This window comes from Pseudarthrobacter sp. HLT1-3 (assembly GCF_059383535.1).
Genome location: NZ_JBWZCJ010000023.1, coordinates 1 through 21,232, shown reverse-complemented (window position 1 = coordinate 21,232; position 21,232 = coordinate 1). Strand labels below are relative to the sequence as shown.

The following is a 21,232-nucleotide window of genomic DNA, read 5'->3' as shown; positions in this document are numbered from 1 at the left end:
AACGGAGCAGCATGGTGATCGACGGCGAGCCCCGCGCGCCGCGGCTCTGGCCGCGGCTGGCCGCCGGCCTGGCTCTGGTCGCGCTCGCCACTGTGCCTTCCGACGCCGGAACCGGCCCGTCCGACGCCGGCAGCGCACGGACCGCCGCGCCGACACCCCCGTCGCCGGCCGCCGCCCCAACACTTACCGTGCTGCCTTCATCCACGGCTCCGGCGCCATTAAGCCCGACGCCGGCATCCCCCGCAGCAGCCATACCGGCCGCCGCCGTGACCGTGTCCACCTCCGCCGAGCTGGCCGCAGCCCTCGAGGCGGCACAACCGGGGCAGACCATCCAGATCCAGGACGGCGGCTACACCGGCAAATTCGTGGCCGCTGCGTCAGGCACGGCGGCGGCCCCGATCACCCTGACCGGATCCCGCACGGTTGTCCTCAGCTCCGGATCCCTGACATCCGGCTACGGGCTGCACATCACCGGCAGCTACTGGCACGTATCGGGGCTGTCCGTCGCGAACTCCGCCAAGGGAATCGTCCTGGACGGATCCGCGCACACCGTCCTGAGCCAGGTCGACGTCGGCGGTATCGGCAGCGAAGCCGTGCACTTCCGTGCCAACAGCACCGACTGCACCATCCAGGGCTCGGAGATCCACGATACCGGCCTGGCCAAGCCGGGCTTCGGTGAGGGCATTTACGTGGGCAGCGCCAAGAGCAACTGGAAGTCGGTGATGGGCTCCGCGACAACACCCGACCGGTCGGACCGGGTCCTGATCGCCAACAACCGCATCTCCCGGACCTCCGCCGAGGGAATCGATATCAAGGAAGGCACCACGGGCGGCAGGGTCACCGGCAACACCTTTTCCGGGGCGGGGCTCTCCGGCGCCAACTCCGCCGATTCCTGGGTGGACGTCAAGGGCAACGGCTACACCGTGACCGGCAACTCCGGGTCAACCACCAAGCTCGACGCCCTGCAGGTCCACAACGTCCTGGACGGCTGGGGACGGGACAATGTGTTCGCCGGCAATGCCGTGCTGGGCGGGGTGCCCGGTTACGAAGTCTGGATCCAGTCCGAGGGCCGGGGAAACTCCGTCCGGTGCATGCCCAGCGCTGCGGGCCGCGGACTGGCCAACGTCCCGTGCACGCCCTGACTGGAACCGGCCCAGCTGCCCGGTGACTAGGCTGGATTGCCGGCGGCGCCGTCGCGTGCGTCCTCCAGCAGCAGTACCGTCCGCGCCTGGTAGGGACGGCCCAGGGCGCGGTATTGCCAGCCTTTCGAGGTGTAGTCGCTGGCATCGAGGGCATGACGTCCGTCGACGACCAGGCGCTGGCGAACGAAACCGGCGAGGTAGTCCGGATCGGCGCGGCGGAACTCCTCCCACTCGGTGAGCAGCGCCACAACATCGGCCTGGACCACCGCCTCCTCCATCGAACCGACGTAGTTGAGGTCCGGGTAGAGCTTGTGGGCGTTGGCATTGGCCTCCGGGTCATAGACGGTCACCACCGCACCCTCCAGATACAGGAGCCGGGCGACGTCGAGCGCCGGGGCGTCGCGCACATCGTCTGAGTTCGGTTTGAAGGCCGCCCCGAGGGCTGCCACCCGCACCCCGGCGAGGTTCCCGCCGGCGAGTTCCCGGATCAGGTCCACCGTGCGGACGCGCCGGCGGTTGTTGATCGCGTCGACCTCCGCCAGGAAGCTGACGGCCTGGCCCACGCCCAGCTCCTCGGCACGGTGGCGGAAGGCCCGGATGTCCTTCGGCAGACAGCCGCCGCCGAATCCGAGGCCGGGTTTGAGGAACCGCCGGCCAATCCGATCGTCAAGGCTCAGCGCCTGGGCCAGCAGGCCGACGTCGGCGCCGGTGGCCTCGCAAACCTCGGCCATCGCGTTGATAAAGGAGATCTTCGTGGCCAGGAAAGAATTTGCCGCCACCTTGACCAGCTCCGAGGTGGACAGGTCCGCCACGATCAAAGGAGTGCCGGTGCCAAGAATCGGGGCAAACACCGCCCGGAGCTGGGATTCCGCCCACTCGGACTCGACCCCAAAGACCAGCCGGTCAGGATGCAGCGTGTCCTGCACGGCATATCCCTCGCGGAGGAATTCGGGGTTCCACGCAAGTTCCAGCTCGCACCCGATCGGCGCGATGTCCTTGATCATTCGGGTGAGCCGCGCGGCAGTTCCGATCGGAACGGTGGACTTGCCCACGAGCAGGGCTCTGCGTGAAATACGCGAGGCAAGGGTGGTGAAAGCGGCTTCGACATAGCCCAGGTCCGCGGCGCCGGAACCGGCCGCCTGCGGGGTGCCAACGCAGAGGAAGTGGACATCGCCGAACTGCGCCACCTCGTCGAAGTCGGTGGTAAAGCGCAGCCGGCCGGAGGCCAGGGCCTCGCCAAGCTTCTCGGGCAGGCCGGGTTCGAAGAACGGAACCCTGCCGGCCCGGAGCATCTCGATCTTGTTCCGGTCGACGTCGGCCCCGAGGACCTCGAAGCCCAGGAGTGCCATGCAGATGGCGTGCGTGGCGCCGAGGTATCCGGTGCCGACGACAGTGAGCCTGGGAGCGGGCAGGGGCGATGACGGAGGGTTGCACATTGGTTTCTCTTTTCCTGAGGGAAGCACCTGAGCGGTCATCGGCCGGCGGCATGGCGCCAGGCCGTTTCCTCTAGACGGTCTTGCAGGGCTCGTTCGAGACGCCCTTCCCCGCTTGTGCGGCTTTGTTGCTGCATTCGACGACGTTGCCGAGTACCGGCGTCAGCGAGTAGCCGAAGCCTGGACCATTAACGTCGGCTGAGTTGTTCCGGAAAACGTTTCCGGTTCCCCAGCCATCGACAATTTCGTGGGTCTGGAATCCGTCCAGCGGAGAGTTCCACCCGGAATTGTTCTCTATCGTCCACCCGTTTCCTTTCACATCCACCCAGGAGTCCGCTCCGACGATGCCGGAGCCGTCAAAGCGGTTGCCGCGGACGGCGCCACCGGATGTTCCTTCCTTGATGTCCACGCACTCCGCGGTCGTGCCGGCGATGTCATTTCCCGCGACCTCGTTGCGGTCGCTTTTATCCGGCTGGCAGCCGCTGATATCGCACCAGTTGCTTTGCGCCGTCCCGATATAGATCCCTTCACCGAATTTCGCTTTCCGCAGACCGGTGTCCCTGATCGAATTTCCGAGGACTTTGTTATCGGTGCTGAACCTGCGCAGGTGGATTCCCTCATCACCGGTGTTGCTTACGGCGAGGCCGCGCAGCACGCTGTGCGTGGATTCGTCGACCATCACGCCCTTTTGTCCGTTGCGGACGGCGAAGCCCTGGAGCACCCAGTGCGAGGCCTGGTTGAGGTGGAGGACGTAGCCGTCATCGAGCTGGCCGCCGTCGAGGATGCTGCCGCCGGTGCCGCAGAGTGTGACCGGCCGGCCCTCCGCCCCATCGCCGGTGGCGGTGAAGTTGCCCGTATAGATGCCTTCGCTCAGACCAATGACGGTTCCGGGTCCGGCGTTGGCGAGGGCCACCTGCAGTTCCGCCGCGCTGGCCACCGTGACCGTGGCCGGCGGGCAGTCCCCGCCGGGCGCCGGCCCGCCCGACGCCGGCGAAGTGGCCGCTGTCGGCCCCGGCGGGACGGTGCCGGTGCCGACGCCGGTGCCACCGCCGGTTGCACCGCTTCCGGAGGAATCGGGGGATGGGGCGTTCACGGCCAGCCAGACCGCTCCCCCGGTGAGCAGAACCAGCAGCAGGGCAAGGGCCAGCATCCACGGGCGGGCCAGTGCCTTCACCGGCTTCATCGCCGCAGTCCTGCGACGTCGTCGGGGACCACGAATCCCCTGCTGAGGCTGGTCAGCGGCACTCGTTCCGCGTACGGACTGCGGATCAGCGCCGCCCTCTTCCGCCGGACCACCGCGGTGATCAGCAGCAGGCCCCCGAGCACAATCCAGACCAGGCTGAGCGGCTGGACGACGGAGCCAACCGCTTTCTCCACGGTGTAGGCCGGTGCCCAGCCCAACAGGTTGTTCCCGAAGATAACTGCACCGCTGGACCCCTCGGCCCGGATGGCCGTGCTGCCCTCCCCGGCCACCGTATTTCCCGCGATGACGGTGCCGCCCACGTCGCCCACGAGCGTGATGCCATGGTTCGACACTGCTTTCAGATCATTGGAGTTAATGTCCGCTTTCGCGTTCCGGACGTAGATCCCGGTATCCCCGCCGATGATGGCGTTCCCGAACACGGCGGCCGAGGCCTGCGCATCGCGGACCGACACCGCCTGGAGCCGCTGGTCCCTGAACTCGTTGCGGCTGATTCCCACACCGCCGGCGCCATGGTTGACCACCACACCGACCTCGTTGCCCGCAAACACATTGCGCTCGATGGCAAGGTTGCTGCCTCCGCTGAGCTCAATCCCGTACCGGGCATTACCCGCAAGCGTACTTTCGGTCACCTGGTTGCCACCATAACTATTCACTGCCGTTCCGACGGCGTTGGGCCCGTCCGCGAGAGGCCGGCCGTCGAGCGAAATCCCGTTACGGCCATTGCGCTCGGCCGTTACCTCCTCCAGGACGACCCTGGTGGCGGAGCTGGCAACCGCGAAGCCATCCACCGCGTTGTCCGATGAGCGTGTCCTGGTGATCTGCGCGTCCCTGACGGCACGGTGCAGGACCAGACCATCCACGAGGCTTCCGCTGATGGCCGAATCCTCAATCACGATGTCCCGGGCGTTGGAGACAAACAGGCCGAACGCGTTGCCATCGATCGTGACATCGTCGATGCCGGCGGTCACCACGCTGTAGTCCTGCGTTGTCCGGGCCGCAAAGGCGGCAAGCGCCTCCTCAGGCAGCACCTGCGCTCCCCCGGCGGCTGCCTCCGCTGCCTCTTCCGGCCTCGGCGGTCCGCTTTGGAACGCCGCGACGTCGTCCGTGCCGGTCAGCGAAAGACCGCCGGTATTGCCGCTCCAGAACCCCAGGTTGGAGACGTTGGCACGGGCCAGGGAGGCATGTCCGCCAAGGATTCGGACATAGGCGCGGCCGTCGCCCGTCGTCGTGTCAACACTTTGCTCGGCGCTGTCCCAGCTGGTGAGGCGGACGTCCGCCGTCTCCGAGCCGGCCACCGTGAGGGAGCCGCCCAGCGTCACAATGGAGACGAAGTTCTCCCGGGTGCTCTCCAGCCGGATATCGAGCCCTTCCGGCCCGTCCGGCGCGATCAGGGACAGGTTGGCCCCGGGGAGGACAACGATGCTCTCGGACAGGACATAGGGCCCGTCCCCCTGCCGGGTGAAGGCCTTGGGCGTGAGCATCGCGAGGTCGGCCACGGTGTACGGTTCCGGCCGTGCCGGCAGGACCAGCGTGTAGCTGGAGCCGGTGCGGAGCCGGTAGGCGCCGGCCAGCCCTTCCACCCGCCAGCGGGCCGCCGAGGCGACGGCCCGCACGTAGATGAGCCGCTCGGCTTCGCGTTCGACGAGCTGCGCTTCCCGGGCCGGATCTCCCGGGTAGATTTCTCCCTGGACGTTGCCGTTGGCGGCAATCTCGTTCCGGCCCACGGGATCCAGCGGCCGCTGGTTCCACAGCCGGTCGGCCTGGAGGATGAGCGTTCCGGAGCCGGCGAGAAGCACGGCGGCGAGGCCGACCAGCAGGCCCTGCCGGGTGGGTCTCATGAGGAAACCGCCTTCGGTGTCAGGCTCTGGGCATCCTGGCCGTCGCCGCCCGTCTGGTCAGCGTGCCGGGTAAGCCAGCCCTGTCTGTTCATTGTCGCGAAGGCATAGACCTTGATGGGCAGCGCGACCAGGATCACGGTAAGGGCCAGGACCGGCAGGATCAGGATGTCCTTCGGCTGCCGGCGCAGATGGGAGATGCCGCGGATGCCCCGGCCCAGCAGCAGCCAGCACGCGGCCGCCGTGAAGCCCAGCGGAGTCGGGTCCAGCCGGTTGAAGACCAGGTAGAAGACCGTCAGCCCCATGGTCACGGGGGTCAGCAGGATTTGCAGCACCGTCACCTTGGTGACGAACGGGACCCGCCACAGCCAACCCATCGCGATCGCTGTCAGATAGCAACGGTAGGAGTTCCGGCTCCAGCGGACGCGCTGCTTGACGAAGGCGCCGAAGTTCGAGGGAAACATGGACAGCGCCCGCGCGGTGGACTGGTGGACCGTCTTGTACCCGGAGGCCAGGACCAGCCAGGTCAGACGCCCGTCGTCCCCGGAGATGCACCGGCGGCCCATGAAGTACTCGTTTTCCAAATGGTCCAGAACCAGCATCACAGCCTCCCGGCGGTAGACGGCCGTGCGCCCTGAGATGCACGGCACCGCGCCGGCCCTGCCCATGGCCGGCACATAGTCGAGGTACCTGAGGTCGACCATCCAGTCCGCCACGCGCCGCCAGATGCTGGTGTCCCGCTGGTAGACGTTCTGGTGCGTGCCGACGGCGCCAACCAGCGGGTCCTCAAACGGCATCTGGACATTCCGGAGCATCCCCGGCAACCACCAGGTGTCGGAATCCGTAAGTACCAGGATGTCGTACTGTGCGAGCCGCACACCGGCTCCGAGCGCTGACCGCTTCCCCACGTGATGGAAAAGCACCGGCCTGATGGTCTTGTCCCCCAGCGCGGAAATCCGTCGGTACGCCTCGAGATCCTCGACGTCGAGGACGATGATGATCTCCGTTGGCCCCTGTTGACGCCAGGAGTCCAGGGCGCTCATCAGAATATCGGGATCCTCATGGAACGAGGGGACGATCACCGAGGTCGTGGCCTCGAAGTCGGTCACATACGGTTGGGCCCGATGGGAGAGGATAAAGCGGTACAGCCACAGGCCCCAGACAATTGCGCCCGCGATTGCCACTGGAAAGTACGGCGCTGCCTGGGTGTAGAAATCACTGATGCTGGACCAGTCGAATGTTGTTTGGGTTTGATTCTGCGGGGTATTGAAAGAACGCATCATCGAGCCTTCATTGTTCAGAGAATAATTGGACGCTAAAGCTAATGGCCCCCAATAGTGTTCCGAGGCATTTGTCGGCCGTTAATTCTTCTGGCCAGGGCCCTGTGCCGGATCCAACGATCCGCCCCTTTGGGCTCGTCCGTGCCATCAGCTTGCTGCCTTTTCTCTGGCTGGCCGCACTTCGAGCATGGGCTTGCTGCAACGCGGCACGCTAGGGATTTGCTTACCCTATTAGCGGTTGCGTATACCCGTATTTACTTGGGAAATTACTTGGATGCACCGAGTCTGGAATTACTCGCTTTCACGCCCTATATACCGGAAAATTGTCAACAAGTGTTAACACACCGTGAATTCTTGCGTGACGTAAGGTGGAATGGGCCGCCGCGGGCGGCCACCCGCAGGGGATCGGTTGCGTCGGTGCGGCGCCAGGCAGAAGGCAAATCAATGGTGGTTCAACGGCGCCGAATAGCGATCGACGAGGGCCGGGCAGCCCTCGCTGCCTGGCAGGCAGCCAATGCTCCGGAAGCTGCCCCCGACGCCGCCGGCCAGGAGTCCGGCGCCCCGCTCCCCCGCGCCACGATTGCGACGGCGGTCCGCTACTCCCTGGAGGAGGTCACCGCCCGGGCACCCGGCAATTCAGTGGAGGTCCGGGTTCCGCCGTTCGGCGTCACGCAATGCGTGGAAGGTCCCCGGCATACCCGCGGCACCCCGCCGAACGTCATCGAGTGCGACGCCGCCACCTGGCTGGCGATGGTCAGCGGGCAGTTGGGCTGGGCAGACGCCGTCGCCTCCGGCCGGGTGGCCGCCTCCGGTCTGCGCGCCGACCTGTCCGGCCTGCTGCCGCTCTGACAAGCCTGCCGCTTTGGCAGGACTTCCGCCCTGGAGGCGTGCCCCCGGCGCCGGTGCTAGCCGCGGCCGATGAACGGCATCCCGGCGGCGGTGATCACGAGGGATCCGACGCTGGCCGAGGGTGGCATCCCTACCATCAGCAGCACCGCTCGGGCGGCGTCCTCAACCGGGAACGTCGGCTCGACGCGGCGGCTGCCGTCGGCCTGCACAGCCCCGGAGCCGGCACCGATCGTGTCCATCAGCTCGGTGGCCGAATTGCCGATGTCGATCTGCCCGCAGGTGATGCCGAAGCCGCGGCCGTCGAGTTCGATGCTTTTGGTCAGCCCGGTCACGGCGTGCTTGGTGACGGTGTAGGCGACCGTCCGGGGGCGGGGTGAATGGGCGGCGATGGAGCCGTTGTTGATGATCCGCCCGCCCTGCGGTGACTGCGCCTTCATGGCCCGGACGGCAGCCGCGGCGCACAGCATGGACCCGGTCAGGTTCACCGCCACCGTGGCGTCCCAGTCCGCCGGGCTGATCTCATCCACGGCGCCGGCCGGGCCGAACACGCCGGCATTGTTGAAAAGCACGTCCACGCGGCCCCAGTGCTCGAGCGCGGTGGCGAACAGCCGTTCGACGTCGTCGGGCACGGTGACGTCGCAGGGAACGGCCAGGGCCTGGGCATGCCCGGCCCCGGTCTCCAGCAGTTGGGCTTCACGCCGGCCGGCCAGCACCACCCGGTACCCGTCGGCGAGCATAAGCCGGGCGACCGCCCGGCCGATCCCCGAACCGGCGCCGGTGACTACCGCTACTCGGCCGGGCAGATGCTGTCGTGTCATCCGGCCAGCGTATGCCGAGATCCCGCATCAGGACAGACTTCCGGCTACATTGCGGCGACGTGTCAGCCCGCCGCGGGCGGCCGGTCCGCAGCCGGCCCGTCCCCGTTATCCCCCCTTTATCCCCCCTTGGATTCATGGACACACTGCAGCCGCCGCCCAAGGTGCAGGTGCGTGCCCTTTGGGACTTGCGCGGGGAAGTCCGTGGCAGCACAGTGAAGCATGGCAACCACCGCTGGAGACGCACTGCTCGCCTACTTTGCTGAACAGTTGGCTGAACTGCGCCTTCAGGCCCCGGGGGTCCGCGAGAATCAGCCCGACGCGATCCACAAGATGCGTGTCGCGGCCCGCCGGCTCCGCTCCCTGCTCGCCTCCGGCCGGAAGTTGTTCGACGACGGCGCCGCGGAGGATCTCCGCTCCGAACTCCGCTGGCTCTCCGGAACGCTGGGGCCGGCTCGGGACCCCCTGGTGGTGCAGGCCCGGCTCCGGGAACTCCTGGCCGCGGAACCCGAAGAGCTGGTTCTCGGCCAGGCAGCTGCCCGGATCGATGAGGAGCTCGACGCCGCCGCTGCCGCCGGCTTTGAGGGTGCCCTCGCCGCGCTCGACGGCGAGCGGTACGCAGAACTGCTGGGCCGTTTTGAGGCCTGGCTCAACGCTGGCCGCCTGTCCCAGAGGGCGTCCCGGCCGCCGCGGAAGACCATCGGCACGTTTGTCGCCAGGGATGAGACGCGGCTGCGGCGTGCGGTTGAGGGCCTCCCGGCGGCGGAGGACCGCACCGGCGCAAGGGATGCAGGGCTGCACGAGGTCCGGAAGGCCGCGAAACGGCTGCGCTACTCCGCGGAACTGGCCGAATCGCTCGGCGGCCGCGGGGCCGGGAAGGCGCGGCGGACGGCCAAGGCGGCGCGCAAGATCCAGACCTCGCTTGGGCAGCACCAGGACAGCGTCGTGGCCCGGTCCCTGCTCGCGGAGCTCGGCGGACGCTCGCTGCGCAGCGGCGAGAACGGCTTCACCTACGGCCGGCTGCACGCCAAGGAAGAACAGCTGGCAAGCAGCGCGGAGGCCGACTTCCTCAAAGTGTGGCGGAAGTTCTCCGCCTGACCTCCATCTGACGCCCCGGGGTTCCGCCCGTGGGGTTCCGCCCTTTGGGTTCCGCCGTTTGGTTCCGCCCGCTTGGTTCCACCTGTTTGTTCGCCGGGTCGGTGGCGCCCGTCAGGTCCGGCCGGCGCGGGTGGTGAGCCGTCCGATCGCACTGTCCGAGAGGTTCTCCAGCAGCGCCCGGGGGCCCGCGTAGACTTCGACTGCGCCGGCGTCCCGGAGTTCGGCTTCGCTGGTCCCGCCGCAGGTCAGTCCGATGGCCGGAATGTCGAGCTTGCCGGCAGCGTAGATGTCCCAGACGGCGTCGCCCACATAGACGGAGTCCGACGCCTGCACCCCCAGAACGTTCAGGGCGGCGACGAGGATGTCCGGCGCCGGCTTGCTCTCCTTCGCGTCGGCCGAGCTCGTGGCCGCATCGATGACATCGTCGGCGCCGATCACGGCCCGCAGCACTTCGAGGTCGCGTTCCCGGGCCGAGGAGGCCAGCGCGACGGCGAGGCCGCCGTTGTGGCACCCCGCCAGCAGTTCCCGGGCCCCATCCAGCGGTGTCAGCGAGGGCCAGAAGGTGGAGAACACGGCCGCGTGCGACGTCATGATGGTGCTGTCGCCGTCCGGGTCCCGGTCGGACGGCAACAGCCTGGCGAGGATCCTGTCCCCGCCCATGCCGACCGAGCGGTGGATGCTCGCCATCGGCACGTCGTGGCCGGCCTGCCGGAAGGCCTGCCACCACGCCAGGGTGTGGAAGTAAACGGAATCGACCAGGGTGCCATCGACGTCGAACAGCACGGCCGCCCTACGCAGCCGATGCGGCGGCGCGGCGCTCACCCGGGCTGCGGCGCCCGGACCCGCGAGGCCCGCGGGATCAGCGCCGGTGGAATCAGCGCCGGTGGGATCGAGGCTAGTGGGTTCAATGATGGGCGCGCGCTCGCTTTCCGGCGGCCAGCGAACCGCCGGACAGGGAGGTGCCGCGGCCTGCGCCGCCGGCGGATCGCTTGTTCAGCCTGGACAGCGGCCCGGCCGGTGCGGCCGGGCCGCCGGCGCTGCGGTCCCGGATCAGGCCGGTGCCGGCGATTTCGCGCGCCTGGGCAACACCGGCCACGGCTGCCCTTTTGGTCGGGAACGTGACGGACACTGCCATCAGGCTGCCGGCACCGTCCAGCATGCGGATCCGGTAGCCGCCGTCGGGCGCATCTACGAGCTCGAAATATCCAGCCATCGCACACTCCTTCATCCTTCGCCCCACATTGGGATATTAGTAAGTGTACTTATCTAAAGGGTGGACGAAAACCCTGCTCCCATGCCGGGCGGCGGTTTTGCCCGGGCGACCGCAATTTCGTGCTCAGCGCCCGTGCAGCGGGGTGTCGCTGCGGTGCATGCCGTCGGCCTTCAGCTCCAGTGCGCTCATCACGAGGGCGAAGTGGCTGAACGCCTGCGGCGTATTGCCCAGCTGCCGCCCTTCCTCCACGCCCCACTCCTCGCTGAGGAGTCCGACGTCGTTGCGCAGCGCCAGCAGCCGCTCGAACAGTTCCCTGGCCTCGTGATGCCGGCCGGCCCCGAGTAGGGCTTCCACCAGCCAGAAGGAACAGGCGATGAAAACGCCTTCGTCGCCGGGCAGGCCGTCGTCGCTCTCGGCCGGCTTGTAGCGGCGCACGAAGCCGTCGTGGGTAAGTTCGCGCTGGACGGCGTCAATCGTCCCAATGACGCGCGGGTCATCCGGGGCCAGGAACCCGACGCGCGGGATGAGCAGCAGGCTCGCGTCGAGTTCCGGCCGCCCGTAGGACTGCACGAAGGTGTTGCGTTCGGAGTCGAACCCGTTGGCCATCACCTCGGCGTGGATGGTGTCGCGCAGTTCCTCCCAGCGGTCCGCCGGGCCGGTCAGGCCGAAGTCGCGGACGCCCTTGACCATCCGGTCCGCCGCCACCCAGGCCATGATTTTTGAGTGGGTGAAATGCCGCCGCGGCCCGCGCATCTCCCAGAGCCCGTTGTCCGGCCAGCCCCAGGCTTTCTCGAGATGCTCCATCAGCGCCACCTGGAGATCCCAGGATTCGTCCGTGTGCTCCAGGAGCGAGTTCCGGGTCAGCGACAGGCAATCCAGCACCTCACCCCAGACGTCCAGTTGCAGCTGTCCCGCCGCACCGTTTCCGGTCCGCACCGGGAAGGAGCCTTCGTAACCGCGCAGCCAGGGAAGTTCCGCCTCCGGCAGCCGGCGCTCGCCGTGGATTCCATACATGATCTGCAGATCTGCCGGGTCGCCGGCCACGGACCGCAGCAGCCAGTCCCGCCATGCGGCGGCCTCCTCCGTGTAGCCGGAGGCCAGCAACGCCTGAAGCGTCAAGGTGGCGTCGCGGAGCCAGCAGAACCGGTAGTCCCAGTTCCGGGTGCCGCCGATCTCCTCCGGCAAGGACGTGGTCACGGCCGCCACAATCCCGCCCGTGGGCGCGAAAGTCAGCGCCTTGAGCGTGATCAGCGAGCGCTGCACGGCCTCGCGGTAGGTGCCTGTGACGGTGCACTTTGCAGACCAGTGCTGCCAGAATGACTCGGTGGAGACGAGGGATTCCTCGGGGTCCACGGTCCGCGGCCGCCGCAGGTGGCTCGGCGCCCAGGTCAGCACAAACGGGACCCGTTCGCCCGCCTTGACGGTGAAGTCGCTGATGGTTTGCAGCCGCTCGCCCCGCAGCGGCGCCTTCGTCACCAGGTAGGCGGCGTCGGGACCGGCGACCGCGTGGATCCCGTGCTCGTCGTGGCGTACCCAGGGAATGATGTGGCCGTAGTCAAAGCGCAGCACCAGCTCGCCGCGCATCCGGACGGTGCCGCGGAGGCCCACAACGATCCGCACGATGTCGGCCACCGTATCGCGCGGCGGCATGAAGTCGATGACCCTGACTTTCCCGGTGGCTGTCTCCCACTCGGTTTCCAGGATGAGGGTGTCCTTGCGGTAGCGCCGGCGCGTGCATTCGCCGCCGCCTTCCGGAGCCAGCAGCCAGCGGCCGGACTCCGGGGCGTCCAGCAGCGCGTTAAAACAGGCGGGCGAGTCGAAGCGCGGCAGGCAGAGCCAGTCGATCGAACCTTCGGTGCTGATCAGGGCCGCAGTGTGCAGATCGCCGACCATTGCGTAATCTTCAATGCGAGCCATGGGACATAGCGTGCCACACCCGTCTGGCTGCGGACCAGCGGCCGAAGGTCCAAGGATTCGAGATCCGGAAATCCGCGAAGGGGAGGCAGGATGAACGGCACCGCGCACATCGGCACCAGCGGCTGGAGCTACGACCACTGGGAGAATGTGCTCTATCCGCCCGGGCTGCCGGCACGGGACCGGCTGGCGCATTACGCCGCCCGTTTCAGCACGGTGGAGCTCAACGCCAGCTTCTACCGCTGGCCCCGGGACACCTCCTTCGCCAGCTGGCGGCGACGGCTCCCGCCGGGGTTCCTGCTGTCCGTCAAGGCCCCGCGGGGTTTGACGCACGCGAAGAAGCTCTACGCCCCGGAGGTCTGGATCGAGCGGATCGCCCGGTGCTGGCACGAACTTGGGGACAAACGGGCGGTGCTGCTGGTCCAGCTGCCGCCGGGGTTCGCCCGGGACGACGCCCGGCTGGAGTACTTCCTCACGGCGCTGCCCGACTGGATCCGGGTCAGCGTGGAGTTCCGTCATGCCAGCTGGGACCACCCGGAGGTTTACGCGCTGCTGGAACGGCACGGCGCCGCCTACTGCATTATGAGCGGCGCGGGGCTGCCGTGCGTCCTGCGGGCCACCGCGCCGTTTGTCTACGTCCGGCTGCACGGGCCCGACCAGGATTACCTCTACGGCGGCTCCTACCCGGACCAGGACCTGCGCTGGTGGGCGGACCGGATCCGCGAATGGCAATCGGCCGGCAGGGAGGTTTTTGTGTACTTCAACAACGACGGCGGCGGGAACGCCGTGCGCAACGCCGAGGTCCTGCGCGAACTGCTCGCCGCTGCCTGAACCCCGGGCGGCCCCGGCCGCAGTCCGTGCCCGGACCGGGCCCGTGTGGCAGAGTGGAGGCATGAAATTGGCGTCGCAGCAATCACCCCAGCAGCAGCCGGTCACCGGCACCCGGGCTTTCCGTCTGGCGCACTGGATTTCCGATACGTTCAACGGGTACCGCCTGCAGGCCGCGAAACGCTGGGACTTCGTCCCGCAGACCATCGGCTACCAGGGGTACGGCTCCACGGCCTGGGTCCGGGTGCTCGGCCGCGTGGTCCTCACCACCAGGCCGAATCCCGGCAGCCGCGAAGAGCACGCCGCAAAAAACGGCAACCAGAACATCCGGGGCTGGCGCGCCTTCACGTCCGTGCCGATCCAGTTCACCGAAGTGACGATCGAAATCGGCGGGGTGACCGCTCTCGTGCATGCGGACCGCGGCGGACTGGTGGACACGATCGTCAAGGTGTCCCTCCCCCCGGGGTGGCACACCGCCGTGCTGCGCGCCGAAGGCACCGAGCCGACGGAGGCGCGGATCTACGTGATCCCGCCCGACGCCAAGCTGGGAATCGTCTCGGACATTGACGACACCATTATGGTCACTGCCGTGCCCCGCCCCTTCCTCGCGCTCTGGAACACCTTTGTGCTGAACGAGCGGGCCCGGATGGCGACGCCCGGCATGGCCGTGCTGATGGACCGCCTCATGGTCGAATACCCGGAGGCGCCGGTAATTTACCTCTCGACGGGCCCGTGGAACGCCGCGCCCACCCTGGCCCGGTTCCTAAGCCGGAACCTGTATCCCTCCGGCGCCCTGCTGCTCACCGACTGGGGCCTGACCCAGGACCGCTGGTTCCGCAGCGGCCAGGAGCACAAGCGCCGCAACCTGGAACTCCTCGCCGAGGAGTTCCCCAACTTGCGCTGGCTGCTTTTCGGCGACAACGGCCAGCACGACGAATCAATCTACTCGGACTTTGCCCGGCAGCACCCCGACAGCGTCGCCGCCGTCGGGATCCGCCAGCTTTCGGCCGGCGAGGCCGTGCTGGCCGGCGGCCACTCGGACTCCGGTGACCATACCGGCGCGCCCGTCCCGTGGCTCTACTCCCCCGACGGCGCCGGGCTGGCCAAGGGCCTGCTGGACCGGGGCCTTCTCTAGCCCGCCGCAGACTCCAGCGCTGCGGGAGGCTCCGGGACGGCGTCCCGGAGCCGGGCGGCGAGCACTTCCTGGAGCCAGTAGAACGAGGCCTTCCTCGTGCGTTGCTGGGTGTCGCGGTCCACGTGCAGCAGTCCGAACTGTTGCCGGTAGCCGCCGGACCATTCAAAGTTATCCATCAGCGACCACACGTAGTACCCGCGCAGATCGACTGATTCGGCCGCGCCTCCGGGTGACGTCGCTTCCACCGCTGTCGCGATGTGGTCCGCCAGGTAGCGCACGCGACGTTCATCCGGGATGATGAGCCGGCCTTCCGGGTCCCGGATCTCAAGGTCCTCGAAGCTCGCCCCGCCCTCGGTGATGTAGACCGGCGGAAGGTCAGGGTAGCGCTCGGCCATTTCCGCGAGCGCGACAGCCATGTACTCCGGTTTGATCGGCCAGCCGTACGCGGTGATCTCGGTGTCCGGGAACGACGCGATGTGGAACGGCGCTCCGGGTGCGGTACCGCTCAGGTCATCGCCCATGGCCTCCGCCATCCCCTCGGGCACGGCGCCGTCGCCCGGACCTGATGCCACCCGCGTTGGCATGTAGTAGTTGAGCCCGTAGAAGTCCAGCGGCTGCGAGATCAGCTCCATGTCCTCACTGGACGGGCTGAACGAGGAAAACCATGTGGCGGCCCGGATCGCATCGGGGTACTTGCCGAGCAGGACGGGGTCGGCGTAGAGGCTGTTCTGGGCCATGTCCATCAAGCCGGCGCTGAGCTTGTCCAGCGGGTTCACTGAGGCCGGCACCATCGGCGAGTACACGTTCGTGATCCCGATGTCGCCCGGGACGTTGGCGGCCCGGAGGGCCTGCAGCGACAGTCCGTGACCCAGCAGCTGGTGGTGGACACTGGGCAGGGCTTTAAGCATCAGTGATTCGCCCGGTGCGTGCATCCCCAGCATGTAGCCGTTGGTACTGACAGTGGCGGGTTCGTTGACGGTAACCCAGCGGGCCACCCGGTCGCCGTACGCGGCCGCGGCGATCGCGGCGAACTCGCCGAGCCGGTAGGCCGTGTCCCGGTTCATCCAGCCGCCGGCCTGATCCAGTTCCAGCGGCGTGTCCCAGTGATACAGCGTGGCCATCGGTGCGATCCCGTTGGCCAGGAGCAGGTCGATCAAGCGGTCGTAGAAGTCCAGGCCCGCAGGGTTGACCGGACCGCTGCCGCCGGGCTGGATGCGTGGCCAGGACAGGGAGAACCGGTAGGAATCGACCCCGAGCTCCTTCATCAGGGCCACATCTTCGGGCATCCGGTGGTAGTGGTCGCAGGCTACGGCTGGGCTGTGGTCCTCCACGATCGATCCGGGAGTGCCCGCGAAGACGTCCCAGCCCGACGGGCCGCGGCCGTCCTCGTCCAGGGCACCTTCGATCTGGAAGGCCGCAGTGGCCACGCCCAGGATGAAACGCGACGGCAGAAGGGCGGCCAAGTCCTTGGCGGAAGCTTTCATAAGCGGATTCCCCTAGATAGTTTCAGGCAGGATAGGTTCAGGCAGTGGACTGATTTTAGGCCGCTGAGCATCCCCGCGCCACGCGCCGTTCCGTGGGCGGGCCGGCCGCGCCTTGCTGGGGCGCCCGCGGACCGCCCGCGGACCGCCCGAGGACCGCCAGGAAGGGATCCGCTCAATACACCGACGCCTCCGGCCCGAACAGGAAGTCCTTGGCGTGTGCCACGGCCTTCTTGAACGCGTCGTTGCGCAGGGCCTGGAGCTGTTCGGTCTCATCCGCCGAAGGTTCCAGGTAACTCGTATACCCGGGCCTCAGCACCCAGATGTCGCCGGCCGGCGGGAGATAGAAAACCCCGAAGGACCGGTGCTGGCTGTCGTCCACGGTCCAGATGGGGACCACTGCCAGTGCTGCACCGGTGTCGATATTGATCCACTGCGCCCGCGGAAGCGGCGCCTCGTGGGCCTCCGGGTCCAGAAAGGGTGCTGTGCCCTTGCCCCACCGGGCCTCGAAACGCTCGTGGAAGACCGGCATCAGGTGAGAATCGTAGCGGCGCCATGCGCTCATGGCCGCCCTCCTTGTCTTGTGCTTGTCGTGCTGGTGCTGGTGCTGGTGCCGGCGAGTGAGTGCTGGCGCCGGAGCCGTGGCGGGGCGCAGCGGCCAGGATCACCATGGCCCGCGTTCCCACTGCACGGGCGTGACGCGCAGCAGCGGCTGCTCCGTCCGGTGGTGCCGGACCTGAACCTCCCGGCTTCGGGTGCCTTCGCTGCTTCCGGCGCGTCCGGTCCTTCCGGTGGCGGGGCGGGCTGATCCGGCGGCGTTCCTGCCCGGATCATATTCGGCCCGGGATTTCGGATCCCGGAGGACTGCGAATGACTCCAGGATCCGCCGCACGTCGTCCCCGGCACCGGTCCCGGTGGCAGCAGCCGCGGGGTCAGGAGCAGCAGCCCCGACGTCGGGGTGGCGGAGGCGCATCAGCGCCCGGAAGCCGCGCTGAATCTCGGCCGGGGTCACGTCCGGCGTCACGTGCAGGGCCGCGTAGTAGCCCCGCGGGTCGCGGTTCATCCCTTCACCCCCGTCCGGCAGACCGGACGGGGACCAGACGGTGCCGGCCGCGGCAGGTGACGTCTGGTCCCCGCATTTAGCGCCGGGCTGGACGGACTCCGTCCGACCCGGCTACTTGCTGATCTCGTGCATCTGGTCCTGCGTGTGGCTGATTTCGATCTTCCGCGGCTTGGCCTTCTCCAGCACCGGAATGCGGAGAGTCAGGACGCCGTCGGCGTACTGTGCCTTGACCTTTTCGGTGTCCAGCGTGTCGCCGAGGATGAGCTGGCGGCTGAAGACGCCGCGCGGCCGTTCCGCAGCGATCAGCTCAACGTTGGGCTGCGTCGGATCGCGCCGTTCAGCCCGGACCGTCAGCACGTTGCGCTCGATATCGAGGTCCACCGAGTCAACGTTGACACCCGGAAGATCGAACGCGACGACGAACTCGCCATCCTCCTGCCATGCGTCCATCGGCATCGCAGCGGGCCTTGCCGCCGTTCCGAAGACCTGCTGGGTCAGCCGGTCCAGTTCCCGGAACGGGTCCGTGCGCATCAACATCATTTCTCACTCCTTCATGCGAGAGTTTTGTCTTTTTGCGTATCCACCGGGTCGATTATCTATGGTGGTGGATATAGATTTTTTATAGCACCGGTGCGACACTGATGCAAGGGGATAATGCTTCAGGCATTACCGGCACTTGGAAGCACCGCAAAGGAGTACCGTGACGGATCATGGGCAGGAGCTGGGTCTCTATGCCATCTCCGTGGTGGCCCAGTTGATCGGGACGGGGCAGCAGAACATCAGGCTCTACGAGCGGCGGGGCCTGCTGACCCCGGACCGCACAGCCGGGGGAACCCGGCAATACAGCAATGCGGATCTCGCTGTGCTGCGGCGGATCAGCGAGCTGCTGGAGGAGGGACTCAACCTGGCCGGTGTCGCCAAAGTCCTGGAGCTTGAAGCGGCCAACGCCGCACTGCAGAGCGAGCTGGCCCGCCTCCGCCCGCGCCGGTCCTAGCGCCGCGCGCCGGCCGCAAGGCGGTGGGATTCCTCGAGGAGCTCGCCCAGTTCCGCCAAACCGATCCGGTCCAGCCGCACGAGCACCAGTAACGGTGAACGCTCGTGATGCGGAGTCCAGAAATAGGTTTCCGGGTCCGTTCCCGCGAGGGCAGCGCGCTCCTCGGTCTTGACTGTGAGCACGCCGTCCTCCCAGATCCGGGCCATCAGCATGGCAGCGAACCAGGCGGGCCGGCCCCAGCTGGTCCGCTCCACCACACCAGGGAGAGCCAGGGCCGCGCGGCGGACATCCTCTTCGGTGGCCATGCCCCACTGTGGCACCGGGGGCGGGGCAAGGCAACGCCCACGGGGTCAGTCCTGGCTGGTATCGGCTTTGGAGAGCTCGCCGGTGATCTGCTCGCCGCGGACGCGGGCGGTCCGCCATGTGTCCAGCGCGATCACTGCGCCGAGGATCACGAACGAGATGGACATCGAGGCGAGGGCATCCGTCAGCCAGTGGTAGCCCAGATAGAGCCGGCTCACGGCGGCGAAGAAGATCCCGACGCCGGCCAGCAGAAAGCCTCCGACCGCGGCCTTCCGGTTGCCCCGCCGGGAGAAAATCAGGAAGGCGCTGACCAGCAGAAAGTCGCAGGCTCCCAGGACGTGCCCGGAGGGGAAGGAGAAGGTGAAGTCGGCGCCGAACAGCATCAGGTCCACCGGCGGGCGCTGGCGCCCAATGGCTCGCCCGATGATCTGCGCCAGGATGACACCAGTAAGCATGGCGCCGGCGAGGAGGATCGGCCGCCAGGCGTGCTTGGCCAGCAGACCCCAGGCAACGGTCACCACGAGAACGATGATGGGCAGCGCCACCGGGCCGAAGACGATCGCGAGGAAGATCATGATGGCCGTCAGCGGTTCGGAGCGGAGGGTCAGGAGCCAGGCACGGACGGGCTCGTCGCCCGCGGTGAAACCGTCCTGCTGGAGCACCCCGGCAAGGATCGAGAAGAACAGCACGGCGCCGACAACGGCGAGGCTGACGGCGATGCGGTACAGGTTTTTCCGGTCCTGCCCGCTCATGTAGCGTTCCTCCACCACGAACTTGTCGTGGAAGACCCGCCACCAGCCGGGCGAGTTCTGTGATTGTTCCTGCGCCATTTCCCGCATCCGCCTCTATACCGTGTGTGGACTCGTTCTTCGTGAAGAATATCCCGGTTCCGTTGCCTCCGTGCGGTTCCGCACGGAGGCCGCGTCCCTCCCCGGTAGCCTGAAGCAATGGGCGTGATGAATGAACTGATCAACCCGGGCGTTGTCCGCTCGCTGGAGCGGATCCTGGCCGCGGCCGCACCCGGCAGCACCTTACCGGCCCTGGCCACCGCGGCCGGAGAACTTGAGGATCTGAGCCTGCGGGAACGCACCGATCTCCTGAGCCGCGCCCTGCTCGCTGACCTGCCCGGGAATTATGCCGGGGCCGCGGCCATCTTCCGCCGGGCGCTGGAGAATCCGGACTTCACCGGCTGGATGATCTGGCCCGTGACCGAGACGGCGGCGACGCTCGCCCTTGGCTCCCCTGGGCCCGGCGACTTCGAGGACTGCCTGGCGCTGCTGGCTGAGCTGACACCGCGGCTCACCGGAGAGTTCGCGATCCGGCGGCTCCTCGCCGTCGACCTGGACCGCGCCCTGGCCGTCGTCCAGGGCTGGACGTCCCACCCGGACTGGCACGTCCGCAGGCTCGCCAGTGAGGGTACCCGGGCGTACTTGCCGTGGGCGATCCGCGTCCCGGCACTCACCGACCGGCCGGAAGCCACCCTGCCGATCCTGGACGACCTGTACCGGGACCCGGTGGCAGACGTCCGGCGCTCGGTGGCCAACCACCTCAACGATCTGGCCCGCCACGCCCCCGACGATGTCGTTGCCACGGCGGCCCGGTGGATGGCCGCCCCGGACGAGAACACACCCCAGGTGGTCCGGCACGGGTTGCGGACCCTGCTCAAGAAGGCCCACCCCGGCGCGCTGGAGCTGCTCGGGTTCCCGCCGGCGTCGCTGACCGTGACGCCGCCCCGGCTGGACCGCACCGTCGTCGAGCTTCCCGGCGAGCTGGCTTTCGATTTCGAGATTGTCAATATCGGGCCGGCCGAGGCCCGGCTCGCCGTCGACTACGTGGTGCACTACGCCAAGGCCAACGGCGCTCTCGCGGAGAAGGTCTTCAAGCTCGGCACGTCGGTCCTCGGCCCGGGTGAGTCCCGGAGATTTTCGAAGCGCCACGCGTTCCGCCAGATGACGACGCGGCGCCATCATCCGGGCGCGCATCTACTCGAACTGCAGGTCAACGGCGTGCGGTACGCCCCCACGGAATTCTCGGTCCGGACCGGTACCGGCGAGACCCTGCGCGGTGATTTGACGGGCCCATAAGTATGACGTTATTGTCGCTTCAACCATTGGGGCCGATTCATAACCCAAGAAGGAGCAGTGCGATGACGACAGTAACTGAATGTATCGAGATCCAGGTCGACAGCCGCCAGGTTCTGGACGAACGGCTCGACGACGCCGTGCGCGGACTCCAGCAAATCGCCATGGCGACCGGCACGCAGGGCATCCTGCTCACCCGCCACAAGGCCGGCCACTACACGGCGGCGCTGTCCGACCAGGTCCCCTTCGGCATGACGCGGGAACTCATTAACTGATCCCACCTAACTGATCCCAACGCGGGGTCACTTCGCGCCCATCTTGGGCGCCGGAATGGGCGCGAAATGACCCCGCGTTGGTTGGGGTTGGGGGCGCTGGCCTTCAGCGCAACAAAGCCAGGTCCCGGGCGGCGGAGCATCGACTCCCGCCCGGGACCTTTTTGTCTCCAGTGTCAGGCGGCAGCGATCACCAGTCGTGGACCGTTCCGTCGACGAGGCGGTTGTAGGGCAGGTAGGCCTGCTGGTAGGGGTAGGCAGCGGCGGCTTCCTCGTTGAACTCGACGCCGAT

The 21,232-nt window shown here is 67.7% G+C and carries 22 protein-coding genes; 8 read left to right on the top strand and 14 right to left on the bottom strand.

From position 1 onward, the window contains the following. Positions 1–11: 11 nt before the first annotated feature. Entirely contained in the window at positions 12–1,142 is a 1,131-nt protein-coding gene (locus AC50X9_RS17565) for a NosD domain-containing protein (protein WP_494895581.1), read from the top strand. Between the two features lie 26 nt (positions 1,143–1,168). Here the strand turns inward: AC50X9_RS17565 and AC50X9_RS17560 are convergent, their stop codons facing one another. From AC50X9_RS17560 to AC50X9_RS17545, 4 genes are all read right to left on the bottom strand, one after another. Continuing rightward, positions 1,169–2,578: a UDP-glucose dehydrogenase family protein gene (locus AC50X9_RS17560; protein ID WP_494895579.1), complete on the bottom strand. Its 1,410-nt coding sequence runs from the start codon at positions 2,576–2,578 to the stop codon at positions 1,169–1,171. 70 nt (positions 2,579–2,648) lie between these two features. Next, positions 2,649–3,758 (bottom strand): right-handed parallel beta-helix repeat-containing protein, encoded by a 1,110-nt coding sequence (locus AC50X9_RS17555; protein WP_494895577.1) that lies wholly within the window; start codon positions 3,756–3,758, stop codon positions 2,649–2,651. Continuing rightward, positions 3,755–5,617, bottom strand: a complete 1,863-nt coding sequence (locus AC50X9_RS17550) for a right-handed parallel beta-helix repeat-containing protein (RefSeq protein ID WP_494895575.1) — start codon at positions 5,615–5,617, stop codon at positions 3,755–3,757. The genes AC50X9_RS17555 and AC50X9_RS17550 overlap by 4 nt, the downstream gene beginning before the upstream one ends. Further along, positions 5,614–6,894: a glycosyltransferase gene (locus AC50X9_RS17545; RefSeq protein WP_494895573.1), complete on the bottom strand. Its 1,281-nt coding sequence runs from the start codon at positions 6,892–6,894 to the stop codon at positions 5,614–5,616. The genes AC50X9_RS17550 and AC50X9_RS17545 overlap by 4 nt, the downstream gene beginning before the upstream one ends. Before the next feature lie 444 nt (positions 6,895–7,338). On the opposite strand from AC50X9_RS17545, the gene AC50X9_RS17540 reads away from it, so the two are divergent. After that, positions 7,339–7,743 (top strand): sterol carrier family protein, encoded by a 405-nt coding sequence (locus tag AC50X9_RS17540; RefSeq protein ID WP_494895571.1) that lies wholly within the window; start codon positions 7,339–7,341, stop codon positions 7,741–7,743. Positions 7,744–7,799: 56 nt separating this feature from the next. Here AC50X9_RS17540 and AC50X9_RS17535 read toward each other — a convergent pair whose 3' ends face one another. After that, positions 7,800–8,561, bottom strand: a complete 762-nt coding sequence (locus AC50X9_RS17535; protein ID WP_494895569.1) for an SDR family oxidoreductase — start codon at positions 8,559–8,561, stop codon at positions 7,800–7,802. Between the two features lie 219 nt (positions 8,562–8,780). Here AC50X9_RS17535 and AC50X9_RS17530 point away from each other — a divergent pair, with 219 nt between their 5' ends. Beyond that, positions 8,781–9,656 carry a CHAD domain-containing protein gene (locus AC50X9_RS17530; protein ID WP_494895567.1) on the top strand — a complete coding sequence of 292 codons (876 nt, stop codon included), beginning with the start codon at positions 8,781–8,783 and terminating at the stop codon, positions 9,654–9,656. 111 nt (positions 9,657–9,767) lie between these two features. On the opposite strand, the gene AC50X9_RS17525 is transcribed toward AC50X9_RS17530, so the two are convergent. The 3 genes from AC50X9_RS17525 to AC50X9_RS17515 form a co-directional block, all read right to left on the bottom strand. Then, positions 9,768–10,439: an HAD family hydrolase gene (locus tag AC50X9_RS17525; RefSeq protein ID WP_494895565.1), complete on the bottom strand. Its 672-nt coding sequence runs from the start codon at positions 10,437–10,439 to the stop codon at positions 9,768–9,770. A gap of 121 nt (positions 10,440–10,560) precedes the next feature. Further along, positions 10,561–10,869 (bottom strand): hypothetical protein, encoded by a 309-nt coding sequence (locus tag AC50X9_RS17520; protein ID WP_494895563.1) that lies wholly within the window; start codon positions 10,867–10,869, stop codon positions 10,561–10,563. A 123-nt stretch (positions 10,870–10,992) separates the two neighbouring features. Further along, positions 10,993–12,786, bottom strand: a complete 1,794-nt coding sequence (locus tag AC50X9_RS17515) for a glycoside hydrolase family 15 protein (RefSeq protein ID WP_494895561.1) — start codon at positions 12,784–12,786, stop codon at positions 10,993–10,995. 90 nt (positions 12,787–12,876) lie between these two features. On the opposite strand from AC50X9_RS17515, the gene AC50X9_RS17510 reads away from it, so the two are divergent. Then, on the top strand, positions 12,877–13,614 hold the full coding sequence (locus AC50X9_RS17510; protein ID WP_494895560.1) for a DUF72 domain-containing protein: 738 nt from the start codon (positions 12,877–12,879) through the stop codon (positions 13,612–13,614). Between the two features lie 61 nt (positions 13,615–13,675). Beyond that, the gene (locus AC50X9_RS17505; RefSeq protein ID WP_494895558.1) at positions 13,676–14,746 is read left to right on the top strand and encodes an App1 family protein phosphatidate phosphatase; all 1,071 of its coding nucleotides are present in this window, start codon (positions 13,676–13,678) and stop codon (positions 14,744–14,746) included. On the opposite strand, the gene AC50X9_RS17500 is transcribed toward AC50X9_RS17505, so the two are convergent. The 4 genes from AC50X9_RS17500 to AC50X9_RS17485 all read right to left on the bottom strand — a co-directional run bounded on the left by AC50X9_RS17500 (position 14,743) and on the right by AC50X9_RS17485 (position 17,827). Next, positions 14,743–16,230: a GH1 family beta-glucosidase gene (locus AC50X9_RS17500; protein WP_494895556.1), complete on the bottom strand. Its 1,488-nt coding sequence runs from the start codon at positions 16,228–16,230 to the stop codon at positions 14,743–14,745. The two genes, AC50X9_RS17505 and AC50X9_RS17500, sit on opposite strands and share 4 nt — an antisense overlap. 172 nt (positions 16,231–16,402) lie before the next feature. Next, the gene (locus AC50X9_RS17495; protein WP_494895554.1) at positions 16,403–16,792 is read right to left on the bottom strand and encodes a hypothetical protein; all 390 of its coding nucleotides are present in this window, start codon (positions 16,790–16,792) and stop codon (positions 16,403–16,405) included. A gap of 99 nt (positions 16,793–16,891) precedes the next feature. Further along, positions 16,892–17,290, bottom strand: a complete 399-nt coding sequence (locus AC50X9_RS17490) for a J domain-containing protein (RefSeq protein ID WP_494895552.1) — start codon at positions 17,288–17,290, stop codon at positions 16,892–16,894. A 111-nt stretch (positions 17,291–17,401) separates the two neighbouring features. Then, the gene (locus AC50X9_RS17485; RefSeq protein ID WP_494895676.1) at positions 17,402–17,827 is read right to left on the bottom strand and encodes an Hsp20/alpha crystallin family protein; all 426 of its coding nucleotides are present in this window, start codon (positions 17,825–17,827) and stop codon (positions 17,402–17,404) included. Between the two features lie 163 nt (positions 17,828–17,990). Between AC50X9_RS17485 and AC50X9_RS17480 the strand changes: the two genes are divergently transcribed. Further along, positions 17,991–18,284, top strand: coding sequence for a MerR family transcriptional regulator (locus AC50X9_RS17480; RefSeq protein ID WP_494895550.1), 294 nt, complete (start codon positions 17,991–17,993; stop codon positions 18,282–18,284). Here AC50X9_RS17480 and AC50X9_RS17475 read toward each other — a convergent pair. Continuing rightward, complete coding sequence (locus AC50X9_RS17475; RefSeq protein ID WP_494895548.1) at positions 18,281–18,589, bottom strand: MmcQ/YjbR family DNA-binding protein; 309 nt, start codon at positions 18,587–18,589, stop codon at positions 18,281–18,283. The genes AC50X9_RS17480 and AC50X9_RS17475 overlap by 4 nt on opposite strands. Before the next feature lie 45 nt (positions 18,590–18,634). Next, a complete protein-coding gene (locus AC50X9_RS17470) occupies positions 18,635–19,417 on the bottom strand; it encodes a phosphatase PAP2 family protein (RefSeq protein ID WP_494895546.1) in 783 nt (260 codons plus the stop codon). Between the two features lie 117 nt (positions 19,418–19,534). Between AC50X9_RS17470 and AC50X9_RS17465 the strand changes: the two genes are divergently transcribed. Both AC50X9_RS17465 and AC50X9_RS17460 read left to right on the top strand, forming a co-directional pair. Then, on the top strand, positions 19,535–20,671 hold the full coding sequence (locus tag AC50X9_RS17465) for a DNA alkylation repair protein (protein WP_494895544.1): 1,137 nt from the start codon (positions 19,535–19,537) through the stop codon (positions 20,669–20,671). A gap of 62 nt (positions 20,672–20,733) precedes the next feature. Further along, on the top strand, positions 20,734–20,943 hold the full coding sequence (locus AC50X9_RS17460) for a hypothetical protein (RefSeq protein WP_226760658.1): 210 nt from the start codon (positions 20,734–20,736) through the stop codon (positions 20,941–20,943). Positions 20,944–21,232: the final 289 nt, after the last annotated feature.